The sequence below is a fragment of the Vibrio sp. 1F263 genome (assembly GCF_041439035.1).
Taxonomy (GTDB): Bacteria; Pseudomonadota; Gammaproteobacteria; order Enterobacterales; family Vibrionaceae; genus Vibrio; species Vibrio tasmaniensis_A.
Genome location: NZ_JBGONI010000016.1, coordinates 29,301 through 49,399, shown reverse-complemented (window position 1 = coordinate 49,399; position 20,099 = coordinate 29,301). Strand labels below are relative to the sequence as shown.

Sequence of the window (20,099 nt, the reverse complement as noted above, 5' to 3'; positions counted from 1 at the left end):
TTTTAGTTTTGCTTATCTAGCACGTGTATTGTGCATATATTTGCGAACTCGAAAATAAACGAACATCAAAATTGAGCGTTTGAGCATCAAATTGTTAATTAAAGTCACTTGAAATGTTAATCCGAACACTTTTGCTCGAAAAAGATACTCGCATGAACGTCATTGCTCGAATGGATGTGTTTCGTGGTCGCTCAAACTACCTGTATGTAAATGAATGCACAACTGGTACGAGGAGTTTGTGTTTGGATTTGTGATGCTACTTCGTGAGTGGCGGATTATTAGACGTAGCTTGATGATATTTAACACACTTTACCTTGTGTACTGAACAGAATGTTCTAAATGTGATGTGGTACTGTGCTTTGTTTTATTATTGTTACTTTTGTTATTGAAATTGCCATCATACTTGAGAACAATCGTCTTCTTTGTGCGGGGGATAAGATGCGAATATTGGTAGTTGAAGATGATCGCTTGATCAGTGAAGCAATAGAACAGCACTTTATCGACCTAGGTCATGGTGTTGATTGTGCCTACGATGGGGCTGTCGCGTTCGCCATGATCAGCCACACCGATTTTGATTTAGTGATTCTCGATCTAAACCTACCCAATAAATCGGGTGAGCAGATCATCAAACGTATTCGCCAATCGTCTGATACCCCTGTTCTCATTCTTACCGCGCGCAGTGAAGTGTTTGACCGAATTCAGCTTTTGGATCTAGGCGCTGATGATTATCTCACTAAGCCTTTTGACTTTGGTGAGTTGGAAGCCCGCTGTCGCGCGATCGTTCGACGTCGTCAAGGCAGCGATCAGAACACAGTGACGTTTGGTGACATTGAGTTCGACAGTGCCGGGTGCATTGTGAAAGTGAAGGGCGAGGTCATTGAGCTTAAGCAGCGTGAATATCGCTTATTAGAAATCTTCCTGAACCACCTCAACCGTGTGATGAGCAAAGAAGAGATCATCGATCACTTATATAACTTCGACAATCCACCCAACACGAATGCGATTGAAACCTACGTTGGTCGTTTGAGGAAGGCGCTAGCCAATAGCAATGTCGAGATCAAAACCCTGCGTGGCCTTGGTTACGTGCTCAATAAAGTCGAAGACTGAGCTTAGGAGTTTTAGGTGACGGCACTAACCCAATCTGTCCGCTTTCGTTTTCGAACAAAATCGCTGAGATTTCAATTATTGTTCTCTGCGACCTGTCTGTTGTGCCTGATTAGTTTGCTGACTTTGGTTGCGGTAAAGCGCTATGCCTATCAAACCACTCAGATGTTTTACGATCGCCAGTTGAATAACGCCGCCCTGCAGATCATAGAGCAGGTTCGTTTTAATGGTTTAACATTCAGTGTCGACATCCCCACCGCGGCCTTCAAATCGCTGGCTGATTCCCCTAGAGATAAGGTTTTCTATCTGGTTGCTAGTTCTCCGAATTCATCGGAGTCGGGTTACATCACGGGTTATAAAGAATTGCTTGATGATCAATTAGTGCGTGACCAAATCGAGCAATATCAGATAAAACTCGAACCAGAGGCAGCTTATTTTTACTTAACCTTTAAAGATGAATGGGTGCGTTTGTCTTTGGTCAGTCGCATCATGAATACCCGTGAAGGGCCTCAGAATATCTACGTGCTAGTCGGGCAAACCACACAAGCGAGGCAAGTATGGGAGAAGCAGCTCTCGGACCACGCGGTTAAGCTACTGCTCGCGGTGATGCTAAGTGCACTATTGGTCATCTTTGTGTTGATTGTAAAGGTGCTCAAGCCGGTCAATGAGATCAACAATAAGATGGAAAGGCGTTCCAATCTCGACTTGACCCCTATTAATCTCGATGCGCCGGAAGAGGTCGAGCATTTGGTCGACACCATCAATGTGTTTATGTCTCAACTCGATAAGAACTTAACCAACCTTAAGAATTTTACCGGCGAAGCAGCGCATCAATTAAAGACGCCAATCGCTGGCATTAAAGCTCAAATCGAACTGGCCAAAAGCAAAGCCAATGACAGCCACACACTCGATTACTTAGATAAAGTCACTGGCGCGTGTGAAGTGCTTGAGCGTACGGTAGAGCAGCTGTTGAACCACGCGACGATTCGCCATCGCTACCAAAGTATTGAGCCCACAGAGATTGATTTTAACGAGTTGGTGAAGCAAACCAGCCGTGGTTTAGCGATGAATGCATTGAGCAAAGACATCGAACTGAGCTACATCGAATCACTCAAGTTTCATATCCGAGGCGACAGCTTCGCCTTAACTCAGATGCTGACTAATCTCATCGAAAATGCCATCAAGTATTCACCGAAAGGCAGCACGATCGAAGTTGAGTTGGTGCAACAAGGAAGTAAAGCTGTGCTGTACGTTCGTGATTTTGGGCCGGGTATTGATGAGCAAGATAAACCCCACGTTTTCGAGATGTTTTATCGTAGCCCAAATGCACTAAGCCAAGGCACAGGTTTAGGGATGAGTATTGCTTTGGATGTTGCCCAAAAATCTAATGCGATTCTGAGCTTAGAAGACACGAACCCAAATGAAGCGGATAACGGTGGCCTTACGGTGAAAATCCAGTTCCCCCATACTTATTGGTGGGAGGTTTTATGATCAAGTTCGTTCTAACTTGGGTAACAGGACTGAGCTCGGCTGTGTTGTTAGCAAGCGCTTTGTTTGTTACGGGTGCCACCGCATTAGCCAATCAAGCTACTGGTCAACAAGACCCTGTCCATCAAAAACCTGCTCATCAAAACTCTGTCCACCAAGACAATAGCAACCAAGGTGATAGCAACGAAGATGTGCTGGTAATCTATGGGGCGGCTTACTTGTCAGAAATGAAGCCACTGCTCGATGACTTTCAACGTCGAAATCCAGATATTACGGTTCGCTATCAAGCGATGAGCAGCAATGTATTAGATGCTCATATTCGAGACCAAAAGCCGGATCAACCCGACATCACCATCAGTTCTGTGATGGATTTACAATTGCGACTTGTTAATGATGGTTACGCATTACCTTACCAAATCAATGTGCCGGGCTACGGCTCTCAATCGGGCATTGTCCCGCACTGGAGTCAATGGCGAAATGAGCTGTTTGGCTTTAGTTATGAACCTGCTGTGATTGTGTTTAATGAAGCTTTTCTTGAAGGAAAAGAAGTCCCGCTTAGTCGTGTTGAGTTGCTGAGTTTTATTCGTCAGCATAGTGATGAATTGATGGGGAAGATAGGGCTGTTTGATATTCGTGATGTGGGTATCGGTTATTTACTTTGGTCCTTTGAACGGGCACAAACCAGTAACTACGGGCAGTTTTTAGAGCTGTTTAATCTTCATCACGCGCGCACCTTTGATAGCTCCGCCTCGATGCTCAAGGCGTTGACCAATGGTGATATCTCGATTGCCTACAACATCATGGGCTCGTATGCGAACTCGTGGGAATCGAAGTACAAGGATGTGGTGATTGTGGCTGCCAACGACTACACACCTGTGGTCATTCGAACTGCATTTATTAATAAAACCACGCCTAGGCTAGAACAAGCTCAAGCCTTTATTGATTACTTATTTTCCTATTCAGGGCAGAAGCTGATGGCAAAAGAAACCAATATGCCTCCGGTGCGTATCGATATAAAAAGTGCTAAATCGGCAGCGGTTTTACGTGAGCAGTTTGCCAATCAACTCAAGCCCCTTCCGTTAGATGTCAGCCTGTTGATCTTCTCGGATCAAAGCAAAAAATCCTTAGTGATAACCGAATGGGAGAGCGCTCTTAAAAGCTACGATTAGTTTAGTTGGTAGTCAATTCGATTGCTTTGCAGTAACCCGATCTTGGCTTGGTCATTCAACCGAAATACCGCCGAGTCAGCTACATGACAGTTTCGTTTTTTACTCTTGAAGTCCAAAAATGAGCATGGAATTGCTCTTTCACTTCAAGAGTAAGAGGTTGAAAACGGTCATGAACGAGAATATTTCCTGCATGTTGATCCGCGGTGGCACATCGAAAGGTGCGTACTTTTTAGCGAGTGATTTGCCTGAAAGCGAGCAAGAGAGAGATGATCTGCTGGTGCGTATTATGGGTTCAGGCGAAGGCCAACAAATCAATGGCATCGGCGGCGGCACGTCACTGACGAGCAAGGTCGCAATTGTGTCTAAATCGGAACAAGAAGGGACAGATTTAGATTATCTCTTTGCTCAGGTCGCGGTCGATAAGAAAGAAGTCGATACCAAACCTTCGTGCGGCAATATTCTCTCAGGCATCGTGGCGTTCGCCAGTGAAAATAATTTGGTTAAGTTAAGCAGCCCTTCCACTATGTTGCGTGTCAGAAACATCAACACCAATACTATTATCGAAGTTTCCGCCGAAAGCCCAAATGGCCATTTACGTTATGATGGTGATGTGCGTGTGGACGGTGTTCCTGGAACTGGCTCCCCTGTTTTGCTCAATTTCTTAGATGTTGGAGGCTCGAAAACGGGCAAGCTATTCCCAACAGGCAACGTGCGTGATCAAGTCGAAGGCGTTGAAGTTTCTTGCTTGGATGCCGCTGTGCCTATGGTGCACATTAATGCCAAAGACTTTGGCTTAGCAGGTAACGAGACCAAGCAACAACTCGATGATAATGCCGAGTTACTTGAGCGCATCGAATCTATCCGTTTATCGGCAGGCCGATTAATGGGTATGGGCGATGTGACAGGAAGCGTGGTGCCTAAAGTGTCTTTGTTATCACCACCAACCCAAGACGGACACATTACCTCTCGCTACTTTGTTCCTCAAAACTGTCATGCTAGCCATGCTGTGACGGGCGGGATCTGTGTTGCGGCGGCTTGTATGATTCCGGGTACCGTTGCCCATGAAGTATGCCAAGGCATTAACTCTGAAACCGTGATCATTGAGCACCCAAGTGGTCAAATCCAAGTGAATATCAAAGTGGAACCGGGTGAGCTTGAGCCCGCTGTGCGTCAAGCGGCTCTGGTTCGAACCGCTCGCCCACTGTTTAAAGGTCAGGTTTACCCGACGTTTTAATCTCAAGCTGCTTTAATGCGTATTCATAATCGCTGGCCATTGGGCTGGCGATTTTTTTTTCATTCTCACATTCACACCCACACTCATATTTTTTGTTCGTTCTAATATCTTCCCCGAACCCTAGTAAAACCTCGAGGTTTACTGCACCAATTCGGCGCGCGGTGCTCTGTTTTTGTGCCTTAAAGGGCGATCTTTGTAACACTTTTGTTATTAAAGTGCAGCGTGTCAGTTGGATGACAGGTTCGGTGACTAATTTGTCAGAAACCACAAAAAACGGTCCAGCTGCAGGTAACACGCAGTAAAAAGGATATTAGGAGGCACGATGCTGAACGTACAACTACCCGAAAATACACAATCTTCTACTAAGGTTTCGTTATTCTCGAACGGCTCTTTTCTTATGACTCAAAAATTGTCTAAGTTAAAAGTTTGCCAATCACTCTTGGTCACGCTACTTGGTGTCGGGGCATTATCTCATCACGCACAAGCCGAAGAGGTTTCGTTTAAAGGTGAGCGTGTCGAGTTTGTGATGCCTTACAAAGAGGGTGGCGGTACCGATACATGGGGGCGTTTCTATGCACCTTACTTGTCTCAATCGTTACCGGGCAATCCAGTAGTGGTGGTGAAAAATATCCCGGGTGGCGGCTCAACAAAAGGCGCTAACCAATTTGCTCGCCGTGCGAAAGACAACGGCCTCAACATCTTTGCAAGCTCGGCATCAACCCAATATCCCTATCTTCTTCAAGATCGCCGAGTTCGTTACGACTACAACGATTGGAGCGTGATTCTCGCATCCCCAACTGGCGGCGTTGTGTATGTTTCGCCTAAAACGGGCATCGAGAACGTACAAGATCTTTTCGATAAGAAAGACCAAATCAAGTTTCAATACGCAAGCCAAGGTGCGACCTCAATTGACTTGGTACCACTGCTAGCCATGGATCTACTTGGTTTGGAGGTACAAGCGATTTTCGGCATGCAAGGGCGTGGTGCGGGTCGACTGGCATTCGAGCGCGGCGAAGTGAATATCGATTCTCAAACCAGCTCATCTTACATCGACAAAGTGACACCGTTAGTCAATGAAGGTAAAGCGATTCCTTTGTTTAGCTTCGGTGTATTGGGTGAAGACGGCAAGCTAAAGCGTGACCCTAACTTCCCAGAGCTTCCTCACTTCGCTGAGGTCTACCAAATGTTCCACCCGGAAGAGGCTGAAACCCAAGGATACGCAGTTTGGCGCTCATTCTTCATGGCCGGGTTTGCCGCTCAGAAGATGATTTTTGTGCCTAAGTCGACACCAGAAGAGATAGTTGCAGCATGGCGCGCATCGGCTTCTGAATTAGTCTCTCAACCTGATTTTCAACAACGCGCCGTCGAAGTATTGGGCGATTACCCTCAGCTGACTGGCGAACAAGCACAACTCGCACTTAAAGCGGCTATGTCGCTTGATGAAAGTAACCTTGAATGGGTCAGAAATTGGCTGACGACAAACTACAACACTCGTTTCTAAACAGGCTATCCAGAAGCCCAAGAAAATATGAGTCTTAACAACGCTCAGTATTAACTGGCGGTGAGACCGCGACGCAAGATCGTGGCTCACGCCTTTTCATCTCACTTTCTCCGTCGCAACGTAGCTAACGAGTTATTCGATTAAATCGTTAACTCAGTGAGTGCTTCACTCCCATTGTATCGCCGCTGTACGGGTAACACCGTAGGGCTTTGTGCATCAAGGGCTAAGGAAAGCAGTGGTCACGAAAGCGAAAGTGAGTCTCATGATAGAAAGGATTCAACGATGTTTAACGAACTCTTTGCTGCACTGGAAACCATATTAAGCGTTCAGCACATCACCTTTATGTTAGGTGGTGTATTGCTGGGTCTCGCGATTGGTATCTTTCCGGGGCTTGGCGGTATTGCAGGCTTATCATTACTGCTACCGTTCTTGTATGGCATGGACCCAATTTCAGCCTTGGCGATGCTTATCGGCTTGGTTGCGGTTATTCCCACTTCCGATACATTCACTTCCGTATTAATGGGGATCCCGGGCTCAAGTGGCTCACAAGCAACCGTGCTTGATGGCTTCCCAATGGCGAAGAAAGGCGAGGCGGCTCGTGCGCTTTCTGCCGCGTTTACTTCATCGCTTTTCGGTGGTTTGTTCGGTGCGGTGATACTGACAGGGTTTGTGTTGATCGCTCGACCAGTGATCCTCGCTTTTGGTTCTGGTGAGTTGTTCATGCTGACCTTATTAGGTTTGAGCATGGTCGGTGCGTTGGCAGGTAAGAGCTTGGTAAAAGGTTTGTCGGCGTGTGGCATGGGTGTATTGCTTGGCAGTGTCGGTAGTGCCCCAGCAACTGGCGAATATCGAATGACCTTTGACAACTTCTACCTAATGGATGGCATTCCTCTGGTAGTCGTTGGCTTAGGTATTTTTGCGCTTCCTGAGATTATCGATCTGCTTCGTCAAAATAAGCCAATCGCCAATGCTAGTAAACTTGGCAAGGGTTGGTCTGCGGGCGTTCGTGACTTCTTGGAAAACAAATGGCTCGCAGTGCGTTGTAGTGTAATCGGCTGTATTGTTGGTGCACTTCCCGGCCTTGGTGGCAGTGTAGTGGACTGGATCGCTTATGGTCATGCGGTGCAAACGACTAAGAAAGATCCTGAATTCGGCAAGGGCGATGTGCGTGGTGTTATTGCACCTGAATCATCAAATAATGCGAAAGAGGGCGGTGGCTTAGTACCGACTTTGCTATTTGGAATTCCGGGTTCGGGCAGCATGGCAGTATTCCTTGGCGGTATGGTGTTGGTGGGTTTAGAACCGGGTCCTGCGATGGTGAGTACTGACCTCGATATTACTTACACCATCGTGTGGTCTTTGGCACTTGCGAATGTGTTTGGTGCGGGCGCTTGTATGCTGATTTCACCTTGGGTAGCCAGGCTGACCACGGTTCGTTACACCTTGCTTGCCCCATTCATGGTAATGGTGATTTGTTTTGCTGCATTCCAAGCAACACGCGACCTTGGCGACTTAGTGACCCTATTAAGTATCGGTACGCTGGGTGTGCTGATGAAGCGTTTCGACTGGCCTCGACCTGCGTTCTTGATTGGTTTTGTATTGGCGAACGGTATGGAGACCTACCTATACCAAGCGGTTCAGTTTGATGGTGCTGCATTCTTACTACGCCCAGGTGTGATGATTATTGGTGCGCTGACTGTCTTCTCTCTGTTCTTCATGTGGCGTCAAAGCGCGAAGAAGAACAAGCAAAGCGAAGCACAAGACGCTTCGATTGAAACTGCTCTACCTTCAGTAAGAATCAGTAACCGCAAGCCTCAGGTTATCTTCGCTGTCTTGGTCAACATCGCGTTTATGTACGGCATTTACGATGGCTACCAACAGAGCTTCTTAGGTGGTGTGTTCACCATCATCATCGCCAGCATTATGTGGGTGTTGTCTGCGGTGGTGCTATTCCAACTGCTGACCAAGCCAGAAGGCGATGCTGTCTACTTCGATAACGAGTATGAGCAAGGTTACGCCTTTGATACCAACAGCATCAGCATGATGCATTACCTGTACTGGCTCGGTGCGCTGCTCCTTGGTTGTTACTTTGTCGGCTACGTGATTTCTATTAGCGCGTTCTTCTGCCTGTTCTTGATGAGTAAAGCAGGGTTGAGCTTGATACGTTCCGCATCGGTAACGGTTGCTGCGACAGGGTTCTTACTGGGTCTAACTCACCTAATGGTTTTGGATTTACCGATTGGCTTGTTGCAAGAGGCGGTTGATCTGCCTTGGCCGATTGGATAATGGAAGGAAAGTAATTATGACGATTCGAACTATTATTATGCCTTTTGCTTCTACGGCAAACTCCGCTGAAAGGTTAGAAGGTGCATTGAGTGTTGCTCGGTATTTTGGTGCGCACTTGGATGTATTGCACGCCCAAATTAGCCCGCAACAGTTAATGCCAGAAGAGCGCCAATTGCTACCAAGTAAATGGCTTAGCCGTATTGATCAATTGGTGAATAACTACGTTGCAGAAGATATGAACCAGTCTGAGCTTGAGTTCACCACCTTGTGCGACAAGCTCGAAGTGCCACTGTGCGACAGTGATAACTTAGTGATGAACGACGCCAATAAACACGTGAGTGCCCAATGGCATAATCTAACGGGTTATCGAGCGGATGTGGTGTCTGAACGCGGTAAGGTGTCTGATCTCATCATCATTCCTAAACCACTGAATGGCAAAAGTAGCGTCAGTTTTGATGTGGCAATTGAACATGGAAGTCGCCCAATCTTATTGATGCCCCGTGAGCAGAAAATCTTTAATCCAGAGTGCATCATGATTGCTTGGAACGGTGATGATCCGGGTGCAAGAGCCGTCAAAGCTGCGATGCCACTGCTGCGAAAAGCGAAGCATATCGTAGTGGTGACGAGTGAGCGCTCACTCAATAAAAAGCCTAACCAACAAGACTTAAAACGCTACTTAGGGCTGCACAATATCGAGGTTGAGTGTATCTCGTTCAAAGAGGGCAGAATTAAAACGCCTCAAGCGATCCTTGCTCACGCTGAACAATTTCATGCGGACTTGATTGTGGCTGGCGCATTGGCTCATAAGAAGATGCATCAACAGATGCTGGGTGGTGTAACCAGAAGGCTCCTTAGTAAAACTGACGTGCCCTTGTTCATGGTGAGCTAATAGGTCGGTGAGTGATTTGTTCCCACGCGTCACTCACTGATTCATTGAAATTTAATTGCTGTCATGTCAGGTGCATGACAGCTTAGATTGCTAGAGTAAACTCATGGGCTAGCTGATATGTGACCCGTCCGTCTATGTTTATGTGGTCATCGTATTTTTTCTCCTTTTACGATGACCTATTACCAGTTAGCCCCTTTTTATTTCAATGGATGCAGCTCTAAACCAGAGCTGCAACTTTTCCTCTCGCAACCAATTGAGCTCGGATTGAGTCATACGCCCAGTTGAATGTAATCGCGTACAGCACGAAGAAGATAACAATTCCGATATCCATTACTAGTACTGTCCAGAAATCGAGTTGAAGTACCCACATCAGTAGCGGGAACGTCACCAGCATCAAACCCAGTTCGAAACCTAAGCCGTGCAGAATACGTGTTTTCTTGGTTCGTTTGCTGCGGTCAGCACCGTAAATCTTGTCGTAACCGTAGTTGTAGACGTAGTTCCACGTCATCGCTATCAGCGACAAAGATAACGCCAAGCCTGCCATTTTTACTGCTCCGCCACCGACAATGTAAGTTGCCGCCACGGCCATCAAAATCAAAGCTGCTAATTCAAATAGCACCATGTGTAACATGCGTTCTTTATGTGACATCTTTTTACTCTCTTTCTGTTTTCTAGCCTCTATGGGCCAATGACTTGCCTAGATAATATCTATTTAAGTGATAATATAAAGATAGTTAGCATCACATATGGTGATAGTAAGTGTTGGGAGATACCAAATGTACAACATTGAACAGCTGAAAATGTTTGTGTATGCCGTTGAATTAGGGTCATTTTCTGCCAGTGCTCGTCATTTGGGTAAGGTTCAGTCGGCGGTGAGCCAAGGCATCAGTAATCTTGAAATCGATTTTAATGTTGAGCTTTTTGATCGTTCGACTCGAAAGCCTTCACTAACCAAAGCGGGCGAGCAGTTATTTAAACAGGTGAAAGCGATCGTGCTTCAGGTTGAAGATCTGAATGTGACGGTTAGTGCGATGGGCAGCGGTGAAGAGGGGCTCATCAAAATTGCATTAGATGATTCACTATTGGTCCCGAACCTATCTAAGATCCTTAGTGGATTCAGTAAACAGTTCCCTGCAACGGAAGTCGAACTGGTTGCGTGTACCACAACAGAGGTCAATCCGTTGATTATCGAAGAGAGAGCCGACATTGGATTGATGTTTACCAATTTGGCTTTTGATGTAGGCTCTGAGCCATGCTTTATCGGCCACCTACCATTTATTGCTGTGTGTCATCCAAGTCATGCGCTCGCAAAAACAGGTGTGGCGAAACTCTCTGATTTACTCCCGCATCGTCAGTTAATGTTGAGGGGAGACAAAGGCAAGGTGATGGATCAGTTTCCGCTGATTGCCGGAAAGGTATGGTGGTCAAACAGCTTTATTGTGATCAAAGAGATGGTACTTGGCAGCGATATTGGCTGGGCATACTTACCCAAGCACCTTGTCGAAGAGGAGCTGAATAAGCAGCGTTTAGTGGAGATTAATGTCTCATTCGATCACAAAACATGGTCGCCGCCCGTTGATCTTGTTCTGTCTAAAACACGTTCTAAAGGCCCTGCGTTACTTTGGCTTGAACAAGCTTTGAAAGGCTTATTAGACGAAACGTAAACTGGACGAGACTTAAATTGGATTAAACTGAATAAAGAAAAGGCTCACCGTTTAACGTGTGAGCCTTTCTGTTCAAAGTGATACTGCTTTTTGTTAGTTCTAGTTCTAGGTGTAGACGTAGATGCTATACGCTAGGTTTAACCGTCTGACCGTTGTAGTACTTGTCTTTCATCTTAAGCGCCACGTTCACAAGGTAAATCAACACAGGTACTTCAATCAGTGGACCGATAACACCTGCAAACGCTTGGTCTGAGTTGATACCGAATACTGAGATAGCAACAGCAATCGCTAGCTCGAAGTTGTTACCTGTCGCTGTGAATGCAATTGATGCGTTCTTGTCGTATTCAATACCCATCTTCTTACCAATGAAGAAGCTGATGAAGAACATTGCTGTGAAGTAGATAGTCAGTGGAACAGCAATCAACAATACGTCCATTGGCAGTTCAACAATCATCTCGCCTTTTAGGCTGAACATCAGAACGATAGTCGCCAGTAGTGCAATCAGTGTGATTGGAGAGATACGTGGAATAAACACATCGTTGTACCACTGCTCGCCTTTCATCGACACAAGGATCTTACGGCTTAGGAAGCCCGCTAAGAATGGGATACCTAGGTAAATAAGTACACTGTGTGCAATGTCGATCATCGAGATATCAACTAACATGCCTTCGTAACCAAATACTGGCGGAAGAACGCTGATGAATAGCCACGCCATAAAGCTGTAGCTCACCACTTGGAACGCACTGTTTAGAGCAACTAATGCCGCACCGTATTCTTTGTTACCGCCGCCGATGTCGTTCCAAACCAGAACCATCGCCACACAGCGAGCAAGACCAATCAGAATCACGCCGACCATGTAACCTGGGTGGTCGCCTAAGAATGTTAGCGCCAACACAAACATCAGAATTGGGCCGACAAACCAGTTCATGATCAAAGATAGTTTTATCGCTTTCTTATCTTTTACCACGGTGCCTAGCAGGTTGTAGTTAACCTTAGCCAGAGGTGGGTACATCATTAAGATAAGGCCAATTGCCAGTGGAATGTTGGTTGTGCCAACAGACATTGATTCGTTCCACTGTTCGATTTGTGGGAACAAGGTGCCAAGCAGTACACCAATGCCCATGGCGATGAAGATCCACAGCGTTAAGTAGCGATCGAGAAAACCTAATTTTGGTTTCATTATATTATCTCTTTAGTTGGTATCGTTAATCGTCGAAAAACGATATTTAAAGGCAAAAAATACGCTTAGTTTATTGTGTTCGACAAACTAAGCGTGGTTAATCTATTTTAAAATAATGTCGATAAGCGATTCAAATTGCTGAATATTATCTCGATTAATGCGGTAGCACATCTTCGGTGGTATCGATTCAGCAGTGATGAAACCAGAGGTTTTCAAGATTCTTAGGTGCTCTGATACTGTCGATTGCGCCAAACCTAATTCACTAACCAAGTCACTGTTCAAACAGCCGCCCGATTTTTCTAGCGTTGAAAGGATACTCAATATACGAACTCTTGCCGGGTGAGCGAGCGCTTTGGCCAGAGCTGCCATTTGCGTTTCAGCTTCGGTATCACCATGTCCGATTGGTAGAGCACAGCCACCAGTTGTAGGGCAAGTTTCGTTCATATTGATGTTTCGCTTTCCATAATCGTTAAAAGACGATTAATGGTAGGCCTATTTCTTTTATTGGTCAATGCGAAATTTATAAGTCGGCTTAAATTGGCATCTCAGAACAATGGTTTTAGTTAAGCTTGATATTCGATTTTTATCTGTTTTTACCTTCTTATTGCGCATAAACAAGATCTTAGATTTAAACAGAGAAATCGACCGAAAAGCATTGCATTCACTGGCTACTCTAGCGATATAATCGAAGGCAGAACCGTTACACAAGATAACGAAAAATCATAATTTACACTTTAATCTTTACTTATAGGTAAGCCCTGAAATGCCACAACAGAACATCAAATTTATCGCTGCTGATATGGACGGCACTCTTCTTAATGAACACGGAAAGTTAGACCCAGAATTCTTCAATCTTTATGAGCGACTAGAAGCTCAAGACATCATTTTTGCTGCGGCATCGGGTCGTCAGTATTACAGCCTGATGGAAACATTTTCTCCGCTAAAAGATCGCATGATGTTCGTTGCTGAAAACGGCACATTGGTAATGCACAAAGGCCAAGAGCTTTACAGCTGCTTGCTTGATACCGATGCCATCAAAGAGATCATCAAAGAAGCTCGTGCTATTGAAGGCGCGCATGTGGTGCTATGTGGTAAGAAATCGGCATACATTGAAACCAAAGATGAGCGTGCTTTAGCGGAGATCTCTAAGTACTACCATCGCCGTGAGCAAGTAGAAGACTTACTGGCGGTAGAAGACGATTTCATCAAGGTGGCTATCTGTCACTTCGACGGTTCACAAGAGAAAGTGAACCCAACTATTGATGCCAAATTCGGTGAGAACTACCAAGTGGTTGTCAGTGCAAAAATTTGGTTGGATGTGATGAACGCTGAGGCATCAAAAGGCGCGGCGATTAAGCACCTACAAAACACACTCGGCTTCACTTACGAACAGACCATGAGTTTTGGTGACTACCTGAATGACTTGGAAATGCTAAAAGAGAGCTACCACTCTTACGCGATGGAAAACGCACATCCTAAGCTGAAAGAGATTGCTCGTTTTGGCGCGCCAAGTAACGTTGATGCAGGTGTATTCCAAGTGCTTGAGAAGCTGCTAGCGTAATGCGGTTAAGCTCAATCCGATTTTTATCAAAGCCAACTCGGTAATAGGAGTTGGCTTTTTTGTTGGCTACTGGTTCATCGAGTTAAATTTGAACGAGTGTTCAGCATGTTGTAGTCTAATCAGAAATATGGGTATTCAGTTTGAGTTGAATACGCCTTAGCAACGATATTTGGAATGACGATGAACAAGAAACTTCAACTCGATATTATTTCTGACGTAATGTGCCCTTGGTGCGTGGTCGGTTACAAAAACTTAGAGCAAGCCGTTGCGGAACTTGGTTTAGAAGACCAGATTGAACTTGAATGGCAGCCGTTTGAGTTGAATCCAGATATGCCGCAAGAGGGCGAAAACCTGCGTGACCATATCATGAGAAAATACGGTTCTAGTGCAGAAGAGAGCCAAAGCTCCCGTGAACAGCTTGCGGCTCGTGGCAAAGCGGTTGGTTTCGATTTCAATTTCTATGACAGCATGAGAATGGTTAATTCACGTCACCTGCATGTGCTGCTCGATTTCGCGTTGGCGCATGGCAAACAGACTGAGTTAAAGCTACGCTTCTTTACTGCTCATTTTTCAGAGCAGAAAAATCTTGCTGATCTTGAGGTTATCGCGCAAGAACTTGAAGCAGTTGGCTTAGACTCAATGAAGGCACTGAAGCGCCTAAAGAACATCGATAACTTGAAGCAAATTGAAGCGCAAGAGTTTGAATGGCAACGCATGGGAATCTCAGCGGTTCCTACCGTGGTATTCAACCGCAAGAGTGCGGTCACTGGTGCGCAGACGGTCGAAACGTACAAGCAAATTCTTCAAGAACTTATTGCTGAATCATAAGCCGATTATTGGTATCAATTAGAGTCTGAATTACATGGAATCATTGTCACTCGCTCAAGCGCAAAAAATTGTACTGCTTTCGCAAAAATTGCCACCTAAAAAGCAACGCAATGGAGGAACTTTGGCGAACACGCTGTCTGCGATTGAAAACCTTGGGTATGTTCAAATTGATACCATCTCTGTGATTCAGCGAGCTCACCACCATACGCTGTGGAATCGTAATCAAGACTACCAGCTTGATCATCTCGACAAGCTGCTAGAGCGTCGAGAAGTGTTTGAATATTGGTCGCATGCCGCCGCGTATTTACCCATGCGTGACTTTCGATTCAGCCTACATCGCAAGAATGGCTTTGCGACCGGTAAGCTTAAGCATTGGTATAAAAAGGATGATGCATTGATGGCGCATGTTCTCAAACGCATTGAGAGCGAAGGGCCATTAATGGCGAAAGACTTTGAAGGGGATAGACCAAACCCCGGCGGATGGGGCGGTAAACCTGCCAAACAGGCACTAGAGACTTTGTTTATGCAAGGTGACTTAATGGTGCCGAGCCGAGTGAACTTCCATAAGGTGTATGACCTAACCGAGCGAGTTTTGCCGAGTGGCATTGATACCTCAGAACCAACGGAACAAGAGTACATCGAGCATCTAATTACGCGTTATTTAGAAGCTAATGGTGTGGGAATAGCGTCGGAAATGAGCTATCTACTCAAGAACACAAAACCTCTGATTCAGACAACACTCCAGCAGATGCTTGAAGATAAGCAGTTGATGAAAGTAGATATTCAAGGCTCTGATTACTATGTTCTGCCAGGTGCTTTTGATCTGCTGAATCAACCTCTTTCCAGAACCAAGCTTAAGATACTGTCTCCGTTTGATAACCTGTTGATTCAACGAAAGCGAATGCAATCACTGTTTAATTTTGATTATCTTCTTGAGTGCTATGTGCCAGAAGCCAAGCGTCAGTTTGGTTATTTTAGCTTACCGATTCTATGGCAAGGTGAGCTGGTGGCACGAATGGATTGCAAGGTCGACAGGAAGAGTGGTTTGCTCAATATCCGTAACTTGGTTGTGGAAGAGCGAATTAAAAACCATGAGTCGTTGGTTCATGCTTTATGCGATGAACTAAAACACTTCATGGTGTTCAACCAATGTGATGAGATGATCGTCCATAACACCACGCCTTCTGATCTTGGCAAGCGCTTGATGAGCCATTGGCAAACAGTCTAGTGGTTTTGTTGTTTAAAAAACTCTTCGTTACTTAGAAGCCTCTTTGCTAATTCGTCAGCGCTTAGTTAACCAGAAAGAGTAGCTAACAAAAATTCGACAAAGGTTCGGTTCTTCAACGACAGTTGCTTGGTTTTGTAGAGCAAGTGAATCGGCTTAGGGAAAGGTGCCATGCCGGGCAAGATCTCCAATAGCATTCCACGCTCAATTTCTTCGGCAACTAAGATAGTCGGCTGTAACAATACGCCTACGCCTTGAAGGGCAGCATATCGCAACACATCACCATTATTCGACATCAAGCGCACACGCTCTTTATTCGGTGTGGTGTGAGGGGCTTGGCTGCTGTAACTGAATCCAAGCGATGGGTGCTGCGCCAAGTCTTCTAGTACTCTGATTTCAGCATGTTGGTTTAGGTAAGCGGGCGCGGCGCAATAACACATCTCATAATCCCCTAAATACCTTGCGACCAAGCTTGAATCGGACAGGTCGCCAATTCGCACAATCAGGTCAATGTCGGATGAATAAGGATCGACAAGGTCGTTGTTCAGCACGAGTTCGACATTAATCGTTGGGTGATGCGCGAGGAACTTAGCCACAATCGGGGCAAGCACCTTGTTCCCGTAGGTAACCGGGCAGTTTATCTTTACCGTCCCTTGTGGTTGGTTTTCCAAGGTTTGAATTAGGTTTTCAGCATTGCTGATGTCTTCGAGAATTCGTTTACATTCTCGATAATAAAGCTGACCTGAATCGGTTAAAGACTGCCTACGCGTGGTGCGATGAATCAGTTGAGAGTTAAGGCTCGTTTCAAGGTGGTGGACATGTTTACTGATCATGGTCGCCGACAAGTTGAAGTGGTTTGCGGCACTGCGAAAGCTGCCTTGTTCCACCACGTAGACGAAGACTTTCATACTGGTTAACTTATCCATTAAACACTCTTGGTTGATAAACAATAAACAAAACGTGAGTTTATCAATTATTAGGGGTTAATTATATTAATGGCAAACCGATAATTAACTAAAATAAGAGCGTGAAATGCCTCAAATGAATGAAACCATCTTTGTCACTGCCGAACTGAAGATCAAAACCAACATAGAGCGAGCTGCTGCGATCGAAGCCATCGAACAGTTTTGTTTAGACATGCAAAGCGAGCCAGGCTGCCTACAAGCGATTGCAACCTATGATCAAAGCCAAAGCGATCGTGTGATCTTGTTTGAACAATACGCAAACCGCGAGGCGATCAATCAGCACTTTGTGATGCCTCATACCAAAGCGTTTATTGAGCGTGACATTACCGATTTGGTTCAAGCGTTCGAGACGCAACTTGAATCAGTTGAAACAAAAAAGCAGGAGAGCTAAGCCATGAAATGGGGAATCCTAGGAACCAGCTTTATCTCAGGCGTAATGGCGGATGCGATTAAAGGTGATGCTCAAAGCGAGCTGTATGCCGTCGCTGGACGCACAGAGAAAACACTCAATGAGTTTGCGTCGCAGTACCAGCCAACATTGACCTTCAACAGCTATGAAGCTTTGATTGAAGATGAGTCAGTCGACATTATCTATATTGCCCTACCAAACCACGTTCACCACGAATACATGATTAAAGCCGCTCAAAAAGGCAAAGCGATCTTGTGTGAGAAGTCTCTGTCGGTTGATATGGAAAAAACCGAGCAAGCTTTGCAAGCGGTGAAAGAAGCGGACGTATTCTTTGCAGAAGGTTTGATGTATCTAAACCATACACTTATCGCCAAGCTTCATCAGGAACTAGCAACTGGTGAGATTGGTGAAGTGCGCTCAATCCAAGGCTCCTACGTTGCTGCGATTGATCAGTTCGTAAACCCTGCAAGTAAAGGCGCGTTGTACAACCTGGGTTGTTATCCAATGTCGCTGATTCATTCTGTTGCGCAGCAGCAGTTCGGTGAGGGTGTGTTTGATGATATGCAGATCTCAGCAATTGGTCGACGAGGCGAAGATGGCAATATCTGTGAATCTTCGGCGATGATGCGTTTCAATGACCGCTTTACCGCGCAAATCCACACCGCGGAAGATCACGGCTTAAAGCATGGCTTCACGATTCTAGGCAGCAAAGGCTGTATTACGCTAGATACTAATCCATGGTTACCGACTACAGAAAACACGTTTACGGTAGAGATCTATGAGACGTCGACACGTGAAGTGAAAGTTGAAGCGCAAGGTGACGGCTTCGATTATCAAGTGCGCAATATCCGCCAAGCGGTTGAGCAAGGTGACACACAACTTGCTGCGCCAATGGCAACCCACCAAGACTCTCGCGTGATCATGAAGTTACTGACTGATTGGGAACAAGCGGCGAGCTAACATCTTCGTAAATTCTATATTCGCCTCTTGTTCGATTGCCTCGTAAGCTATCAAGCATGAGGCGTTTTCCTATATCTTCCAGTCGACTCTCCTAATAAATACTTTGCATTTGAAACAGCCACAGTGTCCAATGTCGGTTAAGACAACATTGACCGAAAAACCTTATTTTTTAAGGTGTTAAATAGGATGCTTACTTCATGCGTAAATCAGATAAGAAGATCGAAAATCAAATCAGAGACGTGTTAACGGACGTTTGTGAAGACACGTTAAAAGGCTTCGATGGTTTTCTGTGGGTGACTCATACGGTCAATTTCTCTTCATTCCCGCAAAGTTTGAAAATCGTCTGCGTATTCGATACCAATCAGGATAGAACGAACTTTTTAGAGGGGGGGGGGCAGCAGAGTGCCTCTCGGGCTATCCAACAAGCGTTCAATCAAGTTGGGATTCAACTGAAGAATATCGATAAGCATGTTAGCTACGATACACAAGAAAATTGCGACCGCGACCATCAAGGGAAGTGGTTCAATAGACTTTAAGAAGCTTTCGTAAGAGTCTTTATTGGTTCGTTAACGAAAGAACGAAAGCCTACGCGAGGTAGGCTTTGTTACTGAATTTTATTTGTTATTTAATTGCGGTGCAGAAGCTAACGTTTGAATGCTGAGTTTGTGGATCGTAGCTGTGGTAAAGCTCAAAGCAAGGGCGGTCTTCGGTTTCTATGCCGGACTCTATGACCTTACTCATCAGGTCGTCCCACGCTTTAGCGTATTGGCTTAGCTCGGTGATGGTTTGGCGCATCACTGCATATTGTCCGCCGGGAAAATCTTTTAATTCTATTCCATTTGGCACTTCAGTGTCGTCTGAAACCATCAAGCAGATGTCGGTACGGCATTTATCGTTCGGCGTGATTTCTGGATTGTCATGATAGATAAAGATGCAGCTGTTACCTGCTAATCCTTTCATTTCAGCCCACTGATAAAGACGACCGCTTGGTTCTTCATAACCCTGTCCATAGGGGCCTGTCACTCGTACATACGCTAGTTTTGACGGTTCGAATTGTTGCGTTTTCATTGTCCTACTCCATGTTGTTGGTTCGGAGTCAGTATATGAATTGCCTGCGGTTGCTGCGTTTCCATTCTTGCGCAACGTGTGTCCAATCTTGCTATTTCGCGTCAACTCAGAAAACGCTTGGTAATCTTCACAATCACGAAATGCCGTAGGAGTTACTCCAAAGTGCTGTTTGAATGCTTTGGCCAAGCTTTGCGAGGACGAGAAACCATATTCCAGAGCGATATTCAGGACAGGTTGCTTGGATTTGAAAAGATCATCAGCTGCGGATTCAAGCCTCAGTCGCCTGATGAAATCAGCAAGCGTCTCGCCTTGAACGGCTTTAAAAGTGCGATGAAAATGGTAGGGTGGAAAGTTGGCTAACGCCGCGACTTCGATTAGGTTGAGTGGCTCGTTAAAGTGTTTCTCTAAATAGCGGACAACGGGAATCAGCCGCTTATGATAGTCAACGTACATTACTTTATTTACCACTCTCTGTTGTCATCGTTCTTGTTTAGATCACCGAGACTAGCTTATCTAAGTTGAGTTTCAATAGAGGAGCCTTGAAACTGAGATTAGATGCGTTAATCCA

At 45.5% G+C, this 20,099-nt stretch carries 19 protein-coding genes; 14 read left to right on the top strand and 5 right to left on the bottom strand.

The window, feature by feature from the left end:
- Window positions 1–438 precede the first annotated feature (438 nt).
- The 7 genes from ACED25_RS12120 to ACED25_RS12090 all read left to right on the top strand — a co-directional run bounded on the left by ACED25_RS12120 (window position 439) and on the right by ACED25_RS12090 (window position 9,671).
- Window positions 439–1,107, top strand: coding sequence for a response regulator transcription factor (locus ACED25_RS12120; protein ID WP_371695368.1), 669 nt, complete (start codon window positions 439–441; stop codon window positions 1,105–1,107).
- Window positions 1,108–1,122: 15 nt separating this feature from the next.
- Window positions 1,123–2,595: a sensor histidine kinase gene (locus ACED25_RS12115; RefSeq protein WP_371695366.1), complete on the top strand. Its 1,473-nt coding sequence runs from the start codon at window positions 1,123–1,125 to the stop codon at window positions 2,593–2,595.
- Window positions 2,592–3,761 carry an ABC transporter substrate-binding protein gene (locus ACED25_RS12110; RefSeq protein ID WP_371695365.1) on the top strand — a complete coding sequence of 390 codons (1,170 nt, stop codon included), beginning with the start codon at window positions 2,592–2,594 and terminating at the stop codon, window positions 3,759–3,761. The genes ACED25_RS12115 and ACED25_RS12110 overlap by 4 nt, the downstream gene beginning before the upstream one ends.
- A 169-nt stretch (window positions 3,762–3,930) precedes the next feature.
- The gene (locus ACED25_RS12105; RefSeq protein ID WP_371695364.1) at window positions 3,931–4,995 is read left to right on the top strand and encodes a 4-oxalomesaconate tautomerase; all 1,065 of its coding nucleotides are present in this window, start codon (window positions 3,931–3,933) and stop codon (window positions 4,993–4,995) included.
- A 322-nt stretch (window positions 4,996–5,317) separates the two neighbouring features.
- Window positions 5,318–6,496: a Bug family tripartite tricarboxylate transporter substrate binding protein gene (locus ACED25_RS12100; RefSeq protein ID WP_371695362.1), complete on the top strand. Its 1,179-nt coding sequence runs from the start codon at window positions 5,318–5,320 to the stop codon at window positions 6,494–6,496.
- A gap of 282 nt (window positions 6,497–6,778) precedes the next feature.
- Window positions 6,779–8,782, top strand: a complete 2,004-nt coding sequence (locus tag ACED25_RS12095) for a tripartite tricarboxylate transporter permease (RefSeq protein WP_371695360.1) — start codon at window positions 6,779–6,781, stop codon at window positions 8,780–8,782.
- Between the two features lie 16 nt (window positions 8,783–8,798).
- The gene (locus tag ACED25_RS12090; protein WP_371695359.1) at window positions 8,799–9,671 is read left to right on the top strand and encodes a universal stress protein; all 873 of its coding nucleotides are present in this window, start codon (window positions 8,799–8,801) and stop codon (window positions 9,669–9,671) included.
- 217 nt (window positions 9,672–9,888) lie between these two features.
- On the opposite strand, the gene ACED25_RS12085 is transcribed toward ACED25_RS12090, so the two are convergent.
- Window positions 9,889–10,320, bottom strand: coding sequence for a PACE efflux transporter (locus tag ACED25_RS12085; RefSeq protein WP_371695358.1), 432 nt, complete (start codon window positions 10,318–10,320; stop codon window positions 9,889–9,891).
- Window positions 10,321–10,447: 127 nt separating this feature from the next.
- Here ACED25_RS12085 and ACED25_RS12080 point away from each other — a divergent pair, with 127 nt between their 5' ends.
- Window positions 10,448–11,335, top strand: coding sequence for a LysR family transcriptional regulator (locus ACED25_RS12080; protein WP_371695357.1), 888 nt, complete (start codon window positions 10,448–10,450; stop codon window positions 11,333–11,335).
- A gap of 124 nt (window positions 11,336–11,459) precedes the next feature.
- On the opposite strand, the gene arsB is transcribed toward ACED25_RS12080, so the two are convergent.
- Together arsB and ACED25_RS12070 are read right to left on the bottom strand one after the other, a co-directional pair.
- Window positions 11,460–12,515 (bottom strand): ACR3 family arsenite efflux transporter, encoded by a 1,056-nt coding sequence (gene arsB, locus ACED25_RS12075; RefSeq protein ID WP_017081764.1) that lies wholly within the window; start codon window positions 12,513–12,515, stop codon window positions 11,460–11,462.
- Window positions 12,516–12,617: 102 nt separating this feature from the next.
- A complete protein-coding gene (locus tag ACED25_RS12070; RefSeq protein ID WP_371695356.1) occupies window positions 12,618–12,959 on the bottom strand; it encodes an ArsR/SmtB family transcription factor in 342 nt (113 codons plus the stop codon).
- Between the two features lie 319 nt (window positions 12,960–13,278).
- On the opposite strand from ACED25_RS12070, the gene ACED25_RS12065 reads away from it, so the two are divergent.
- From ACED25_RS12065 to ACED25_RS12055, 3 genes are all read left to right on the top strand, one after another.
- Window positions 13,279–14,076 (top strand): Cof-type HAD-IIB family hydrolase, encoded by a 798-nt coding sequence (locus ACED25_RS12065; RefSeq protein WP_065111545.1) that lies wholly within the window; start codon window positions 13,279–13,281, stop codon window positions 14,074–14,076.
- Between the two features lie 180 nt (window positions 14,077–14,256).
- Window positions 14,257–14,904 carry a DsbA family oxidoreductase gene (locus ACED25_RS12060; protein ID WP_371695355.1) on the top strand — a complete coding sequence of 216 codons (648 nt, stop codon included), beginning with the start codon at window positions 14,257–14,259 and terminating at the stop codon, window positions 14,902–14,904.
- Between the two features lie 34 nt (window positions 14,905–14,938).
- Window positions 14,939–16,132 carry a winged helix-turn-helix domain-containing protein gene (locus ACED25_RS12055; protein ID WP_371695353.1) on the top strand — a complete coding sequence of 398 codons (1,194 nt, stop codon included), beginning with the start codon at window positions 14,939–14,941 and terminating at the stop codon, window positions 16,130–16,132.
- 65 nt (window positions 16,133–16,197) lie between these two features.
- On the opposite strand, the gene ACED25_RS12050 is transcribed toward ACED25_RS12055, so the two are convergent.
- A complete protein-coding gene (locus tag ACED25_RS12050) occupies window positions 16,198–17,055 on the bottom strand; it encodes a LysR family transcriptional regulator (RefSeq protein ID WP_371695352.1) in 858 nt (285 codons plus the stop codon).
- A 106-nt stretch (window positions 17,056–17,161) separates the two neighbouring features.
- Here ACED25_RS12050 and ACED25_RS12045 point away from each other — a divergent pair, with 106 nt between their 5' ends.
- The 3 genes from ACED25_RS12045 to ACED25_RS12035 all read left to right on the top strand — a co-directional run bounded on the left by ACED25_RS12045 (window position 17,162) and on the right by ACED25_RS12035 (window position 18,999).
- Window positions 17,162–17,485 (top strand): putative quinol monooxygenase, encoded by a 324-nt coding sequence (locus ACED25_RS12045; protein ID WP_371695351.1) that lies wholly within the window; start codon window positions 17,162–17,164, stop codon window positions 17,483–17,485.
- Between the two features lie 3 nt (window positions 17,486–17,488).
- The gene (locus ACED25_RS12040; RefSeq protein ID WP_371695350.1) at window positions 17,489–18,463 is read left to right on the top strand and encodes a Gfo/Idh/MocA family protein; all 975 of its coding nucleotides are present in this window, start codon (window positions 17,489–17,491) and stop codon (window positions 18,461–18,463) included.
- Window positions 18,464–18,660: 197 nt separating this feature from the next.
- Entirely contained in the window at window positions 18,661–18,999 is a 339-nt protein-coding gene (locus ACED25_RS12035; protein ID WP_017102298.1) for a hypothetical protein, read from the top strand.
- Window positions 19,000–19,084: 85 nt separating this feature from the next.
- Here ACED25_RS12035 and ACED25_RS12030 read toward each other — a convergent pair whose 3' ends face one another.
- Window positions 19,085–19,984 carry a GyrI-like domain-containing protein gene (locus tag ACED25_RS12030; protein WP_371695349.1) on the bottom strand — a complete coding sequence of 300 codons (900 nt, stop codon included), beginning with the start codon at window positions 19,982–19,984 and terminating at the stop codon, window positions 19,085–19,087.
- Window positions 19,985–20,099: the final 115 nt, after the last annotated feature.